Annotated in this window: 12 protein-coding genes; 4 read left to right on the top strand and 8 right to left on the bottom strand. The window is 66.8% G+C overall.

The window, feature by feature from the left end; translation table 11 throughout:
- Positions 1–41: 41 nt before the first annotated feature.
- From METFAM1_RS0113200 to METFAM1_RS0113180, 5 genes are all read right to left on the bottom strand, one after another.
- Positions 42–1,388: a DUF1329 domain-containing protein gene (locus tag METFAM1_RS0113200; RefSeq protein ID WP_019915795.1), complete on the bottom strand. Its 1,347-nt coding sequence runs from the start codon at positions 1,386–1,388 to the stop codon at positions 42–44.
- Positions 1,389–1,406: 18 nt separating this feature from the next.
- Positions 1,407–3,038: a DUF1302 domain-containing protein gene (locus METFAM1_RS0113195; protein WP_157256625.1), complete on the bottom strand. Its 1,632-nt coding sequence runs from the start codon at positions 3,036–3,038 to the stop codon at positions 1,407–1,409.
- A 66-nt stretch (positions 3,039–3,104) separates the two neighbouring features.
- Positions 3,105–4,271, bottom strand: coding sequence for a CaiB/BaiF CoA transferase family protein (locus METFAM1_RS0113190; RefSeq protein WP_019915793.1), 1,167 nt, complete (start codon positions 4,269–4,271; stop codon positions 3,105–3,107).
- Positions 4,268–5,068, bottom strand: a complete 801-nt coding sequence (locus METFAM1_RS0113185; RefSeq protein WP_019915792.1) for a citryl-CoA lyase — start codon at positions 5,066–5,068, stop codon at positions 4,268–4,270. The genes METFAM1_RS0113190 and METFAM1_RS0113185 overlap by 4 nt, the downstream gene beginning before the upstream one ends.
- A 41-nt stretch (positions 5,069–5,109) precedes the next feature.
- The gene (locus tag METFAM1_RS0113180) at positions 5,110–5,997 is read right to left on the bottom strand and encodes a dioxygenase family protein (RefSeq protein WP_019915791.1); all 888 of its coding nucleotides are present in this window, start codon (positions 5,995–5,997) and stop codon (positions 5,110–5,112) included.
- A gap of 155 nt (positions 5,998–6,152) precedes the next feature.
- Here METFAM1_RS0113180 and METFAM1_RS0113175 point away from each other — a divergent pair, with 155 nt between their 5' ends.
- Positions 6,153–7,064: a LysR substrate-binding domain-containing protein gene (locus tag METFAM1_RS0113175; RefSeq protein ID WP_019915790.1), complete on the top strand. Its 912-nt coding sequence runs from the start codon at positions 6,153–6,155 to the stop codon at positions 7,062–7,064.
- A gap of 11 nt (positions 7,065–7,075) precedes the next feature.
- On the opposite strand, the gene METFAM1_RS0113170 is transcribed toward METFAM1_RS0113175, so the two are convergent.
- The gene (locus tag METFAM1_RS0113170) at positions 7,076–8,362 is read right to left on the bottom strand and encodes a sensor domain-containing protein (RefSeq protein ID WP_024300691.1); all 1,287 of its coding nucleotides are present in this window, start codon (positions 8,360–8,362) and stop codon (positions 7,076–7,078) included.
- A 194-nt stretch (positions 8,363–8,556) separates the two neighbouring features.
- On the opposite strand from METFAM1_RS0113170, the gene METFAM1_RS0113165 reads away from it, so the two are divergent.
- From METFAM1_RS0113165 to METFAM1_RS0113155, 3 genes are read left to right on the top strand one after another with little or no spacing between them, the layout of a single operon-like run.
- Positions 8,557–10,236 (top strand): alkaline phosphatase D family protein, encoded by a 1,680-nt coding sequence (locus METFAM1_RS0113165; protein ID WP_019915787.1) that lies wholly within the window; start codon positions 8,557–8,559, stop codon positions 10,234–10,236.
- Positions 10,237–10,271: 35 nt separating this feature from the next.
- A complete protein-coding gene (locus METFAM1_RS0113160; protein WP_019915786.1) occupies positions 10,272–11,123 on the top strand; it encodes a PEP-CTERM sorting domain-containing protein in 852 nt (283 codons plus the stop codon).
- A gap of 13 nt (positions 11,124–11,136) precedes the next feature.
- A complete protein-coding gene (locus tag METFAM1_RS0113155; RefSeq protein ID WP_019915785.1) occupies positions 11,137–11,889 on the top strand; it encodes a hypothetical protein in 753 nt (250 codons plus the stop codon).
- A gap of 43 nt (positions 11,890–11,932) precedes the next feature.
- Here the strand turns inward: METFAM1_RS0113155 and METFAM1_RS0113150 are convergent, their stop codons facing one another.
- Both METFAM1_RS0113150 and METFAM1_RS0113145 read right to left on the bottom strand, forming a co-directional pair.
- On the bottom strand, positions 11,933–12,271 hold the full coding sequence (locus METFAM1_RS0113150; RefSeq protein ID WP_019915784.1) for a zinc ribbon domain-containing protein YjdM: 339 nt from the start codon (positions 12,269–12,271) through the stop codon (positions 11,933–11,935).
- Positions 12,272–12,375: 104 nt separating this feature from the next.
- Complete coding sequence (locus METFAM1_RS0113145) at positions 12,376–13,326, bottom strand: YcjF family protein (protein ID WP_019915783.1); 951 nt, start codon at positions 13,324–13,326, stop codon at positions 12,376–12,378.
- Positions 13,327–13,400 lie beyond the last annotated feature (74 nt).

The raw sequence follows: 13,400 nt of genomic DNA, 5'->3' as shown, positions 1-13,400 counted from the left end.
CTGCAGACGGGCCGACCGGTCGCGGGCATGGCCGGCTCGCCTCACCGCACTCCGCGGCGAGACAGCGATTCCGGCGTGTAGTAGCTGGGAGGAAGTGGATCGATGACCTGGATCTGGTTGTGCTGATCGCTCATCGTCGTGTAGGAGTACGTGCCCTTGATAAGGTCCAGCGTCGTGTAGGTTTCCTGACCGACAGCCGGTATCTCGTACTGCATCCACGGGAAACCATAGCTGGTGTGCCACAGGGTTCCCTGTGCATCCCAGGTGTTGCCGATCGCGGCGATGTACGTGTCCTCGTCGAGGTAGAGCCGGCGCTTCGGACGCACGTCACGCTTGCCGGGACGGACGGTCCCTTCGAGCACCCAGACGCGGTGAACCTCCCAACGGACGAGCTCGGGATTCACGAAGTGCTTGCTCATCGCGTCCTCCGGCTTCGATGCAACGAGCCGGTTGTTGTTGTAGGGAATGATCAGTTCCTTCTTGCCGGCGATCTTCCAGTCATAGTTGGTCGCAGGGCCGAACCAGACGAACACCTGATCGAAGAAATCGACACCGGAGGCCACGAAATTCGGTGTGTCGCAGCAGATGGTCGGCGCGCGACGGACACGGCGCTGACCGACGAGGTACTGCCAGGCCGGTCGCGTGTTGTCCAGCTGGTCGTAGTACATCAGCATTTCCCCTGCGCGGATCGAAGGCGATTCGACCGACTGGAGGTTCTGGTAGTACGCGCCACCGTTGTTCTTGATGTGCTCCGGGGACAGACCTTTCGTGTAGTACGGAATCGTCACCTCGTTCACCGCGCCGCTTGCCAGCGAAGAAGTGCCGTTCGTATCGATGGTGTAGGTACGGAAGGCCTGGCGATAGCCCTGCGAACGCACGCGCAAGGAGTGATTCCACAGCAGCTCCGCGCCGGTTTTCGGAATCGGGAAAGGAATGCCGCCGTATGCATCGATGACCGAATCGCCATCCATCTTTGCGCGCGTGGCGTTCTTGAACGTTTCGTCATACACCCATTGCGGCGCGGCCGCGCTCCGGTGCGTGGGGTAGACGTTGATCTTGTAGTCCGGGTACTTCTTGAGCAGGTATTGCTGCCCTTCGTCCAGCTTGTCCGCGTACTGCGCCATATTGGCCGCCGTCACGGTGTACAGCGGCTTCTCGTCGGCGAACGGATCGGGCCGCGGCTGGCCGCTCTTGTAGCCGGCCGGAACCTTGGTGTAGCCACCGTTCCACGCAGGAATGCTGCCGTCCTTGTTGCCCGCCTTCTCTCCGCCCAGCGGTGTCAGTTCCGACTTGAGCTTTGCGGCTTCATCGGCGGTCACGGCCGCCCAGCCCGTACTCGCCAGCGATGCGGCCACCAGCGCGGCCGCGAGGGTTTTCATCGAAATCATGTGCCGTCTCCGGTGTTCTTAGAAGGTGCGCTGCAGCGAAACCGAGATGAAATCGCGGTCCGCGTAGTTCTGTCGGAAGGTGAGGTTGGCGTCGGTGCCCAGTGCGTTGCCGGCACGGCCGATGTAGTGCGTGTAGTTGATGCCGCCGCGCCACACCTGCTGATAGACACCCTTGACGCCAATCGACACGTCGCCGCCGTGCTCGACGCCGCCGTTGAACAGCTGCACCACGGACGAATTGCCCTTCGGGTTGTAGCCAAGGCCGATGGGCATCGACAGATCGAGGCCCGGCGCGGCCTGGAACCACTGCGGTTCGAACACGAAGCGCAGACCCCAGGCGTCACGCGAGGTGTTCGGGTCCAGCTCGGCAGCGTTCTTCGTGATGCTGGTACGCCGGTTCCAGGCGATTTCGCCCACCAGCGAGGCGTTGTCCCAGAACTTCGACCGGTTCAGGAAGAAGATGGCCGACAGGTTGGCGTGTGCGGAATTGCCGATTGCATAGAGCGCATTGCTGTCGTTGTCGGCCACACCGGTCGGGCTCATGTCGACCACCGGCCCGCTGACCAGCGGCGTGTTGCGGCGGACTGAAAACTCACCTGCAAGATTGAAGTCGGCGATCTCTGTACTGAAGCTCACACCATAGGCGCGCACGTCCTCCGGATAGACCATCTGCAGGTCGCCGGCGACCGGGCGCAGATACACCTGGAAGTTCTTGTCGTGGTAACGCACGGCGTAGAAGCCGAACTCGATGTCCGTGCCTTCCGGACGCCAGCGCAGCTGCACACCGCCCTGTCCGGAATCCGGCGCATTGCCGTCTTCGACACGCGGCACACCGACGCCCGGTGCAAACAGGAAGCGCTCGGTGCCCGACCCCAGCACGTCGGCGCCGGAGAAGTAACTGCCGACACCCGGAATGCGGTTCTTGCGGAATTCGAACTGGTAGTAGGCGCCGAGCGAAACCGTGTCGGTCAGCTGGATCTGGCCGGACACCTGGTTCACCGGCAGGATGATCTCCTTGAACTGCGAGTTCGGTACCGACAGCAGTTTCACGATGTCGGTCGGCGATTGCGCAGCGGCAATGCCGTTGGCGCCGAAGAACAGCGTCTCGCCGTACAGGATGGAGTGGCGGCCGAGACGGACGTTGCCGCGCTCGCCGTTGGCATAGACGAATGCATCCAGCCATTCGGCGCGGCCGCCGTGCAGGTCGCGTGTCGCGTCGACGAACTCGTCCGACGGGCGCGATAGCTGGTTGATCGTAGCCGGCGAATTGTTGTCGTTCGAGCGCTGGTACACCGTGTCGTACCAGCCGGCGCCGCTCAGCCGCAGGCCGTAACTGCCCTTGTAGCTGAGGTCGAATTCCGACAGCAGGTCGATACGGTTGGAAATCAGGCCGCGGCCGAAATTGCGGTTGCCGTCGTCCTGGTTGATGTCGCTGGTCAGCGTGCGCGAGCGGTCTTCGAGGCGCCAGGCATTCGAGTACTTCACCGTGTTGTCCCAGCGCATCTTCACGTCCGGATTGCCGGACTCGATCTCGAACGCCACGGCCGGCGCCGAGCCGCCCAGTCCGGCCATGGCGGCGATGGCCAGCGGCAACGCCTTGCGGCATGAGCGCCTGTTCCTGCCCGGCTGCGGTGCGTGTTTCTTTTTCATGTCTCCTCCTTCTTGGCATGTGCGGCTCCGGACGAGCGGGGCCTTGCGTCGTGTGTCTGCCTTCCTTCAGTCGCTGCCCTTGTGCGACGGGCCGTCGTCGTTCTGCTGCAAGCTCTTGCGGATGTCGTCGGCGTGCTCGTCGAGCAGCGGCGGCGGCTGCACGTCGAAGGCGCGACGGCCGTCGAAGGACACCGGGAAGCGGATGGTCCGGAACGGGCCCATCTGCGGATGGCGCGCGCTGACCTCGAGTTCGAGATGGCGCACCTGCGGGTCGGTCAGCACTTCGTCGGTGTCGTACATCGGCGCGTGCGGCACGTCGCGCTCGGCCAGCCGTATGCACCAGGCGGCACGCGTGTCGGTCGCGAAGATTTCGCGCATCAGCGCGATCAGTTCTTCGTAGTGATTGATGCGCGCCTCGCGCGAGCAGAAGCGCGGGTCGCTGAAGATGTCCGGCCGGCCCATGGCGTCGGCCAACCCCTGCCAGAACTTCTCCGGCGAAGACATGTGCAGCGCCAGCCATTTGCCGTCACTGCAGCGCATGACGTAGGACTGGGAGACGCTGGGGCGGCTGAACGGCCCCATCACCTCGCCTTCAGACAGCAGGTGGGTGAAGGCGTCGAGATTGAAGTGGCACATCGCCTCCAGCATCGACACCTCGACCGTGCGGCCGATGCCGGTGCGTGCGCGCTCGTACAGCGCGCCGAGGATGCCGAAGGCGGCGTAGTAGCCGGTCATCGCGTCGGCGACGGCCGGCCCCACGACGCGCGGATCCGCCGGGTTCACCAGCAGCTTCAGATATCCGCTTGCAGCCTGGGCCACCGTGTCATAACTCGGCCGTTGTGCAGCCGGGCCGGTCTGCCCGAAGCCACTGATGGCGCAATAGATCAGTCGCGGGTTCAGTGCCCGCAGTCGGGCTTCGCCGGCGCCCAGACGCTCGGCGGCACCCGGACGGAAGTTCTGGATGTACACGTCGGCGCTGCGGATGAGATCGTCGAATACCGCAAGGTCGTCGGCGTTCTTCGGATTCAGCGCAATGCTGCGTTTGTTGCGGTTGTAGGTCTGGAAGTGCGGGCTGTAGAGGCCGCCCTTAAAGGCGCGGAAGGGGTCACCCGATTCCGGCTGTTCGACCTTGATCACGTCCGCGCCCAGATCGCCCAGAATCATCCCGGCTGCGGGGCCGGTGATGAAAGTACCCTGTTCGATCACGCGCACGCCGGACAGCACGCCGCTCATTCCGCTGCTCCGTCGCGTGCCGGTTCGCCGTCGTACTGCGCTTCGCGCGTCGCCTGGTAGGACAGCGCGAAGCCGATCGAGCGCTGCAGTTCTTCGGTCAGGTGGGCGATCAGCCCGGCGGTGCGCGCCAGTATCGGCACGCCCTTCAGCGCGTCCAGCGGAAAGCCCACGCCCAGCAGCAGCGCCGGAATGGCGGCCGACACGTTGAGCTTCAGGTCTTTGCCGATGACATCTGGAATCGCCCGCTCGACCGCTTCGGCGATCGCCACGTAGCGCAGGTCGATGGCCTGCTCACGCGCCACTGCGAACAGTGCATCGACGCGCGGGTCGCGTGCCTTGTGCTGCGGATGTCCGTAACCCGGAATCGCATTCTTTGCCGCGCGCCATTCCTGCACCACCTCGCGCGCCGCGACGTCGATGTCACCACCGGCTGCGTGCTGCTCGATTTCATGGAACAGCCGACCGGCTGTTTCCGACGCGCCGAGGATGACCGAGCCGCAACCCAGGATGCCGGCCGCTACCGCGCCCTGCAGCGCATCGGGTGCCGCGGCCAGCGTCATCCGGCTGGCCTGCACGCTGGGCACCAGCCCATGCTCGGCGATGGCGACCAGCGTCGCGTCGATGATGGCGGTCGCTGCCGGTGTGGCGCGGCGGCCGGTCACCAGCAGATGGAAATACTCGGTGAAACCGATGCGGCCGATCAGGTCCGCGCACAGATCGGCACCGCGCACGGTGATGGAGTGCTCGTCCGAGGTCGAGATTGCCGTTCTCGGAATCACTTCCTTGCCTATCTTCATTGTTCTGTCCTCGTGAGGCCGCACCGAAGCGCGGCGGACGCCTACCCCGCGAGCGGGGCGAGGCGGAAGTCGTAGTGGGCCGACCAGTAGGGCCGGTCGAGCAGGCGGCCGTCCGGTGCTTCGCCCGGCCCGTGCGCGTCGAAATCGACGATCAGGCTGTCGCGCACACCAAACACGGCGTCGGAATCGAGATAGAGGCTGTCTGCGACAAAGAGATGGGTGGTCACCGGCACGAAGCCGGTCGCTGACACCTTCATGTGGATGTGGCCGGGGCGGTTCGGATGGCTGCCCATGCGTTCGAGCATGCGGCCGACCGGGCCGTCCATCGGCACCGGGTAGTGGCCCGGACGGATGGACCAGAACCAGTAGCGGCCCTGGTCGTCGGTGCGGAAGCGGCCGCGCGCCGGCATGCCGCGCCGTCCACCGGCCGCCATGTCGTACACCCCTTCGCCGTCGCCGGACCAGACGTCGAGCAGCGCACCTGCGATCGGATTGCCCTCGGTGTCGGTGACGCGGCCGGCGTAGAAGGTCGGCTCGCCTGCAAGGCCCTCGCCGATGTCGGCGCCCAGGGGGCGATCGGGTGCGCAGTCCAGGTAGTAGGGGCCCTCTACCGTCGCTTCGGTCGCCTCCGTCGCGCCCCGGCCACTGCCGATGGCACGCGCCTGCTGCAGTGCCACCGCGAGCATGGACGCGCCGAGGGTGTCCGACAGCAGGATGAACTCCTGACGCTGCGCGTCGCACGCCCGTCCGGTCGCAGTCAGGAATTCGATGCCGGCCATCCACTCCTCGGGCGTCAGGTCGACCTCGCGCATGAAGGCGTGCAGGTGCGCCACCAGCGCACTCATCACTGCCTTGAAGCGCGGGTCGCTGCAGCTGTCCAGTCGGGCCAGCACGGCCTGTGTCAGGTCCGCGCCCACGGGGTGGGTCATCTCTTCTCCTCCGGTTCCTGTGCGTCATCCGCCTCGGTTGCGGGTCGGTGACGCTTTGTTGAGTGGAGGATAGAGAGCGCTTACAAGATGTAGAAATGATGAATTTTCATCGTTACCATCTATGGCATCGATAGTTGTGTGCGAGGTACCTGAGCATGGAGTTGAGACATCTGCGCTACTTCGTCACCCTCGCCGAATGCCTCAATTTCACCCGGGCGGCTGAGCGGGTTCATGTCACGCAATCGACGCTGTCGCACCAGATCCGCCAGCTGGAGGAGGAACTGGACAAGACGCTGTTCGAGCGCGTCGGCAAGAAGGTGCTGCTCACCGACGCCGGCGAACTGTTCCTCGAATACGCCAGCCAGGCGCTGGGCGCGGTCGACCAGGGCATCGGCGCGCTGAAGGAGGCGTCGGGTGACCTGGCCGGCGAGGTAAGGGTGGGTGCCACGCACACCTTCAATCTCGGTTTCATACCGGAGTGCGTCGCCATCTTCCTGACCCGTCATCCGACCGCGCGCGTCATCGTCGAGGAACTGTCGGCCGACGACATCAGCGCCAAGGTGAAGTCGGGCGAACTGGACCTGGGCATCGCCTATCGCCCGGCGGCGCCGGACGATCTGTGGTTCGAGCCGCTGTACAACGAAGAAATGGTGCTGGTGGTCGCTGATGATCACCCGCTGGCCAACCGCAAGAAGGTACGGCTGGTCGAACTGCACCGGCAGCAGCTGGTGCTGCTGCCCAAGGAGTTCGCAACCCGCGTGATGCTCGACGAGTGCTTCCGCGCCTGCGGCGCCGAACCTCAGGTGGTGGCGGAGATGAACACGATCGCTCCGATGCTGGGCCTCGTGGCGCGCACGCAGATCGGCTCGGTCGTCGCGGCGAACGCGGTGACGCCGCAGTCAGGGCTGAAGCGTGTGCTGCTGGAAAGTCCGACACCGATCCGCACGCCGGGCATCCTGTGGAAGCGCGGCAGCCGGCAGCAAGCAAGCCAGATGCGTTCCTTCTCGTCCATCGTGCGCAAGCTGGCGCTGAGCCGCAGCCTGAAACCGCAGCTGACTGCGCGCTGAGCGGCCGGCGCTCAGCGCCGACGCTTCGCCGCGTACATCGCGGCGTCGGCGATCAGCAGCAGATCCTTCGCGCTGTCGCCGTTTTCCGGCCAGCGGGCGATGCCGATGCTGGCGCCGACGGTGAGTTCGTGGCCGTCCATCGTCACGGGTCGTGCCAGCACTTCGCGGATCTTGTCGGCCACCGTCTCGGCGTCCTCCATGCGGCGCACGTCGGCCAGCAGCACGACGAACTCGTCGCCGCCGATGCGCGCCACCGTGTCGGCCTCGCGCACGCACAGGCGCAGGCGCTGCGCCACGTCATGCAGCAGCACGTCGCCAGCGGCGTGGCCCAGTGTGTCGTTCACTTCCTTGAAACGGTCGAGGTCGAGGTAGAGCAGGGCGAGCCTGCCCTTGGTGCGCCGCGCGGCGGCGATCGCCGTTTCGATGCGGTCATGCAGCAGCGCTCGATTGGGCAGGCCGGTCAGGCCGTCGTACTGCGCCATGCGGCGCAGCCGCGTCTGCAGTTGCATGCGCTCGAGCGCGGTGGCGATCTGGGTGGCGACGAAATTCAGCAGTTCGCGGTCGCGTTCGGTGAACACTGCGGCGCCCGGGGCGCGTTTCAGCGCCAGCGCGCCGAGGCAGCCGTCGGCCGACACCAGCGGCGCGCCGAGCCAGGTTTCGCCGCGTTCGCCGGCCATCAGTCGGGTTTCGCCGCGCGCCACCACGTCGGCACAGAAATCGATACACCGCGACGGCAGACCGTCGACCGGATCGCCGTGCGCGTCGGCCGCGTAGGCGATGTTGAGCGCGCCGTCGATCTCATTGCGCACGCCCACCATCAGGCGCTCGGCCGGCAGCAGGTCGGCGACGATGCGATGCGCGCGTGCCAGCAGGTCGAACAGGTCGGTCGCCACGTGCGCCGCCTCGGACATCGCGTACATCGCCGCCTGCATGTCGCCAGCACGCTTGCGTGCAGTGATGTCGTGCGCGATCGCCACGCGCAGCCGTTCGCTTTCCGACCAGCGCGCCGACCACAGGATGTGCACGATGGCGCCGTCCTTGCGCACGTAACGGTTCTCGAAGCTGAGCTTGGGGTCGCCCGACATGATTTCGGCCGCCGCGCGCAGCGTGCGTTCGCGGTCTTCCGGCAGCACCAGGTCGATCATCCGGCGGCCGATCACCTCGTCGCAGCTGTAGCCGAAGATGCGCTCGAAGGCGGCGCTGACAAATACGAAGTGCCCGAACTCGTCCACGACGCATACGGCGTCGAGCAGGAGGTCCATTACGGCTTCGAGTGGGGCGGTGCGTCGTCTGTCCATGACCGGGAAAATACCGCGGGCGGCCGATGCGGCGCACGATTTTCGGTCAATTTGCGCAAACCGGGTGAACGATGTGCGCCGTCGCCGCCGATAGTCTGAACGGACCACGAGCGGCGGCGTCGCGCAGATGCGGCCTGTAATGTCGGCAAACAACACTGTGCGGCCTTCGCATTTCCGTATCGCGCCGACCGTACATGACCACGTCCCCGACCAGCCGCCGCAAGTTCATCGGCACCCTCGGCGCCGCCGCGCTCGCCGCGCCGGCCCTTCTTTCCGGCTCGACCGCGCAGGCCGCCGCCGCGCCCTTCGTTCATGGCATCGCCAGCGGCGACCCGCTGGCCCGCCGCGTCATCCTGTGGACCCGCATTACCGCGCCGGGCGACGCCCAGCCGCGCGTGTTCTGGGAAGTGGCGATCGATGCCGCATTCAGCCGTGTCGTGCGCAGCGGCCTGTTCCGCACCAATGCGACGCGCGACTTCACGGTCAAGATCGACGTCGATGGCCTGCGCCCGGACACGCGCTACCACTACCGCTTCACCTACGGCAGCCAGCGCTCGCCGGTCGGTCGCACGCGTACCTTGCCCGAGGGCGCGGTCGACCAGGTGAAGCTCGCCGTTTTTTCGTGCTCGAACTTCCCGGCCGGCTACTTCCACGCCTACGCCGAAGCGGCGCGCATGGACGACCTCCATGCCGCGCTGCATCTCGGCGACTACATCTACGAATACGGCCGCAGCGGGTATGCCACCGACGACGCCGCAGCGCTTGGCCGCGAAGTGCTGCCGGCGGGCGAGTGCATCACGTTGGCCGACTACCGCACCCGTCACGCGCTGTACCGCGGTGATCCCGGCCTGCAGGCGCTGACCGCCGCGGTGCCGCTGATCGCGGTCTGGGACGATCACGAGGTGTGCAACAACACCTTCGTGTCCGGCGCCGCCAATCACACCCCGGCCACCGAAGGCCCTTACGCCGACCGTCGCGCTGCTGCGCTGAAGGCCTATCACGAGTGGCTGCCGGTGCGTACGCCGGACACCGCCGACCTGCGCCGCATCTACCGCTCCTTCGACTTCGGCGACCTGCTGTCGCTGCACATGCTGGAAACCCGCCTGCTGGCGCGCACCGAACAGCTCGCCTTCGGCGATTTCGTCGGCCCCGACGGCATCAATGCCGACGCACTGCGCGCGGCGATTGGCGACGACAGCCGGCAGATGCTGGGCAGCGTGCAGCAGGCCTGGCTGGAACAGCAGATGGCCGATTCGACCGCGACCTGGCAGGTGCTGGGCCAGCAGGTGCTGATGGCGCGCGCCGAAATTCCGGCTGCCATCGCGCTCGACCAGATCTCGATCGCCAACTGGATTGCGCTGAACGACAAGGCGGCGACGCAGCCGGAGGCGCTCACCCGTGCCGAGCGCTACATCCTTGGCCAGCCGTCGATCCCGCGCAGCACCGACGCTTGGGGCGGCTACGAAGCAGCGCGCGAGGCGGTCTACGCTGCTGCGCGCCGGCTCGACAAGAACCTGGTCGTGGTCGCCGGCGACACGCACAACGCCTGGGCGAGTGACCTGGTCGACGCCGCCGGCAACCGCATCGGCGTCGAGTTCGCCACACCTGGCGTGTCCTCGCCCGGCATGGAAGTCAGCCGCCGCACCGACGCGCCGGAAGTGGTCGCGCAATGGATGGTCGACACGATTCCCGACCTCAAGTACGCCGAAACCGCTCACCGCGGCTTCATGGTGCTGACCGCCACGCGCGACGAGTGCCGCTCCACCTGGTACTTCGTCAGCACCGTCAAGTCCCGCCAGTACACGCTCAGCGAAGGCGCCACCGTGCGCACGCTGCCCGGCAGCGCCCAGCGCGCGCTGTTGCCGCTCGCCTGAATCCGAACCCACCGCACCTCACGGAGAACCTCACCATGATCCACCGCACCCTCGCCACCGCTCTGGCCGTCGCCTTCGCTGCACTGGCCGCCCCGGCTCACGCCGCCGTCAGCGTCACGCTGGAACGTGACGCCTCGGGCCTGTTCGACAGCTTCGAGTACTTCCAGGACTTCGACATGCTGGCCTCCGCCAACGGCAGCAGCAACGTCGCCTGGAGCAATGACAGCACCCTCGCCGGCTGGTCGCTGTTCGATTCGGCCAAGGTCGCCAAGACCTTCTACCGCGCCGGCAACGGCAGCGACGCCGGTGGCTACTTCTACAGCTACGGGCAGAACGCCGACAGCGACCGCGCGCTGGGAGCGCTCGGCTCCGGCGGCGCCTACTGGGGCTCGCCCGCTTCCAGCGCGCTGTCCGGCTATGCCGCGGCCGCCTTCCGCAACGACAGCGGTGCCACCATCGAAGGCGTCAGCGTGTTCTGGGATGCCGAGCAATGGCGCGTCGGCGAATCCAACCAAGGCAGCGACACGCTGGACTTCCGCTACGGCTTCGGCGACAGCTTCGCCAGCGTGGGCACCTGGATCAATCCGGGCAGCGCGTTCAAGTACAACTCGACGGTGACCAACGCCGCCTCGACCGCAGGCTTCGCCTCCGACGGCAACGCTAATGCCGTGCTGCGCGGCGGTGACATCGCGCTCGAGTGGGAGGCCGGCCAGACGCTGTGGATCACCTGGATCGACTACAACAGCGCCGGCTTCGACCACGGCCTGGCCATCGACAACGTGTCGCTGAGCGTCGCCATCCCGGCGGTGCCGGAACCGACCTCGATCGCGCTGCTGGCCGCCGGCCTCGGCATCGTCGGCGCAGTCGCGCGCCGCAAGCGCGCCTGAGCGGACGGTGGCGATGATCTCGATACGTGCTTTCCTGCTCGCAGCCGCACTCGGCGCGGCTGCGCTGCCGGCCACGGCCGACATCGCGGTGGCGCCGGACGCCACCGGGCGCTTCGTCTACGTGCAGGACTTCGACACGCTGGGCGCCACCAGTCGCGCCTTCGACTGGCGCGACAACGACACGCTGCCCGGCTGGCGCCTGCTCAACTTCGTCGAACAGCCGCTGGTGACGCCGACCTACCGCGGCGACACCGGTGACGACGCAGGCGGCAGCTTCTACAGCTACGGCCTCGAAGGCGACGGCAACCGCGCGCTCGGCGCGGTCGGCACCGGCGGCAGCTACTTCGGCACGCCGGCCGCCGGCCAGCTCGCCGGCTACATCGCCGTGTCCTTCCGCAATGCGGGCGGCCGCGGCATCGACGCGGTGCGCGTCGCGTTCGAAGGCCAGCAGTGGCGGCAGGGCGCCAGCGACGACCTGAACGTGCTGGTGTTCGAGTACGGCGTCGGCGAGGAATTCGGTCATGTCGACTGGGTGCGCCCGGGCGCCGGCTTCGATTTCGACTCGCCGTCGCCGCTGATCGTCACGCCGAGCGGCGCACCGGTGTTCGGTCGTGACCCGCTGGCCAAACAGACACTCGGCGGCGTCATCACGCCGGCATGGACGGCCGGCAGCCGCCTGTGGCTGCGCTGGTCCGTGCGCAACAACTTCAGCTTCGATCACGGTCTGGCGATCGACGACGTGAAGGTCGAGGTGGAGCGCTTCTGATCGCGGATGCGTGCCGGTCGTCGACCGGCGCGCACGGCCGCACTCAGGCCTTCTTCACGAACTCCGACTTCAGCTGCATCGCGCCGAAGCCGTCGATGCGGCAGTCGATGTCGTGGTCGCCTTCGACCAGGCGGATGGACTTCACCTTGGTGCCCACCTTCAGCACCGACGACGAGCCCTTCACCTTCAGGTCCTTGATCAGCGTGACGCTGTCGCCGTCGGCCAGCACGTTGCCGTAGGCGTCCTTGACGACGCGCGCCTGATCGGTGGTTTCGGCGGCCAACTGCGGCCACTCGTGCGCGCATTCCGGACAGACGTACATGCTGCCGTCCTCGTAGGTGTATTCGGAACCGCACTGCGGACATTTCGGAAGTGAACTCACGGCCTACCCATTCATGATTGATCGCCCGCGGACTGCGGGGGCCGCCATTGTGCACTGCCGGTGCGTCGGGCCCGTTGCGCCAGCGCAAACGGGCCTGGGTGCGCTCAGCCGCCGCGCACCATTGCCATGATCTGCCCGGCGTCCAGGCCGGACGCGCGCTCGCGCATCTGCGGCAGGTAGTCGGCCTGCAGCTTCTTTGCCGGTTCCAGCATCTGCTGGAAGCCCTGTTGCAGCGCCGCTGCGCTCATCTGCCGGCCGCCCGCGTAATAGCGTTTTGCGATGTGGCCGAGCGCATAGGTGCTGGCGAACGAGAAGGCCATGCCGGTGGCGGCGCGGCCGAGGCCGCCGACGGTCTTGCCGGCCATCTTGCCGAGCAGGCCGCCGAGCAGCTTGCGGCCGAATTGTTCGAGGTACTGCGAGGTGAGGCCGACGCCGACCGTGGCGAGGAATTCCTTGATGTGGCCCTGATCCAGTTCGTAGCCGTGCGCGCGGCCGATGCGATAGACCATCTTGATCTGCAGCGGAATGATGGCGACCGAGGCCCAGCTCTGCGGCAGCAGTTCGAGCGCGCCGTTGAGGATGGCGTAGTTCAGGATGGTCTTGTCGAGCTCGGCGTCCGACGGCGCCGGCTGCGTGGCCGTAACCGGTGCGGCGACTGCAGGGACCGTGGCGGGCGCGTACTGGTCGAGGTCGGCCAGCGCGTCGGCCTTGCTCTCGGCATCAGCCACCCGCGCGTCGCCGTCGAGACAGAGCTGACGCTTCAGGTCGGCGAGGAAGGCGCGTTCGGTGTCGCACTGGCGACCGTCGGCGTCACAGATGCACAGCGCCATTTCATAGGCGAACTGGCGCTGGCCGAGATCGCCCAGCGCCGAGGTCGCGTCGCGCAGCGTCACCCGCTTGAGCAGCACGTCCTGGTAGAGGCGCGGCAGATCGGGCGCCTGCGCGCCGAGCGAGTCGGCGAAGCGGCGCACGTGTTCGCGCTCGCGGTCGTCCTTGACGCCATCGGCGAAGGCGGCGAACAGGGCAATGGTGAGCAGGGCGTTGTCAGGATTCATCGGCACTCCGTCGGTTGGCGGCAATGCTGCTCCGATCCGGCGCCGCGCAGGCAGTTCCGCCGCTGGCCGGTGAC

Origin of the sequence: Methyloversatilis discipulorum, from assembly GCF_000527135.1 — a bacterium.
Taxonomy (GTDB): domain Bacteria; phylum Pseudomonadota; class Gammaproteobacteria; order Burkholderiales; family Rhodocyclaceae; genus Methyloversatilis; species Methyloversatilis discipulorum.
The sequence above is the reverse complement of the archived record's forward strand: the minus strand, read 5'-3'. Positions and strand labels throughout refer to the sequence as shown.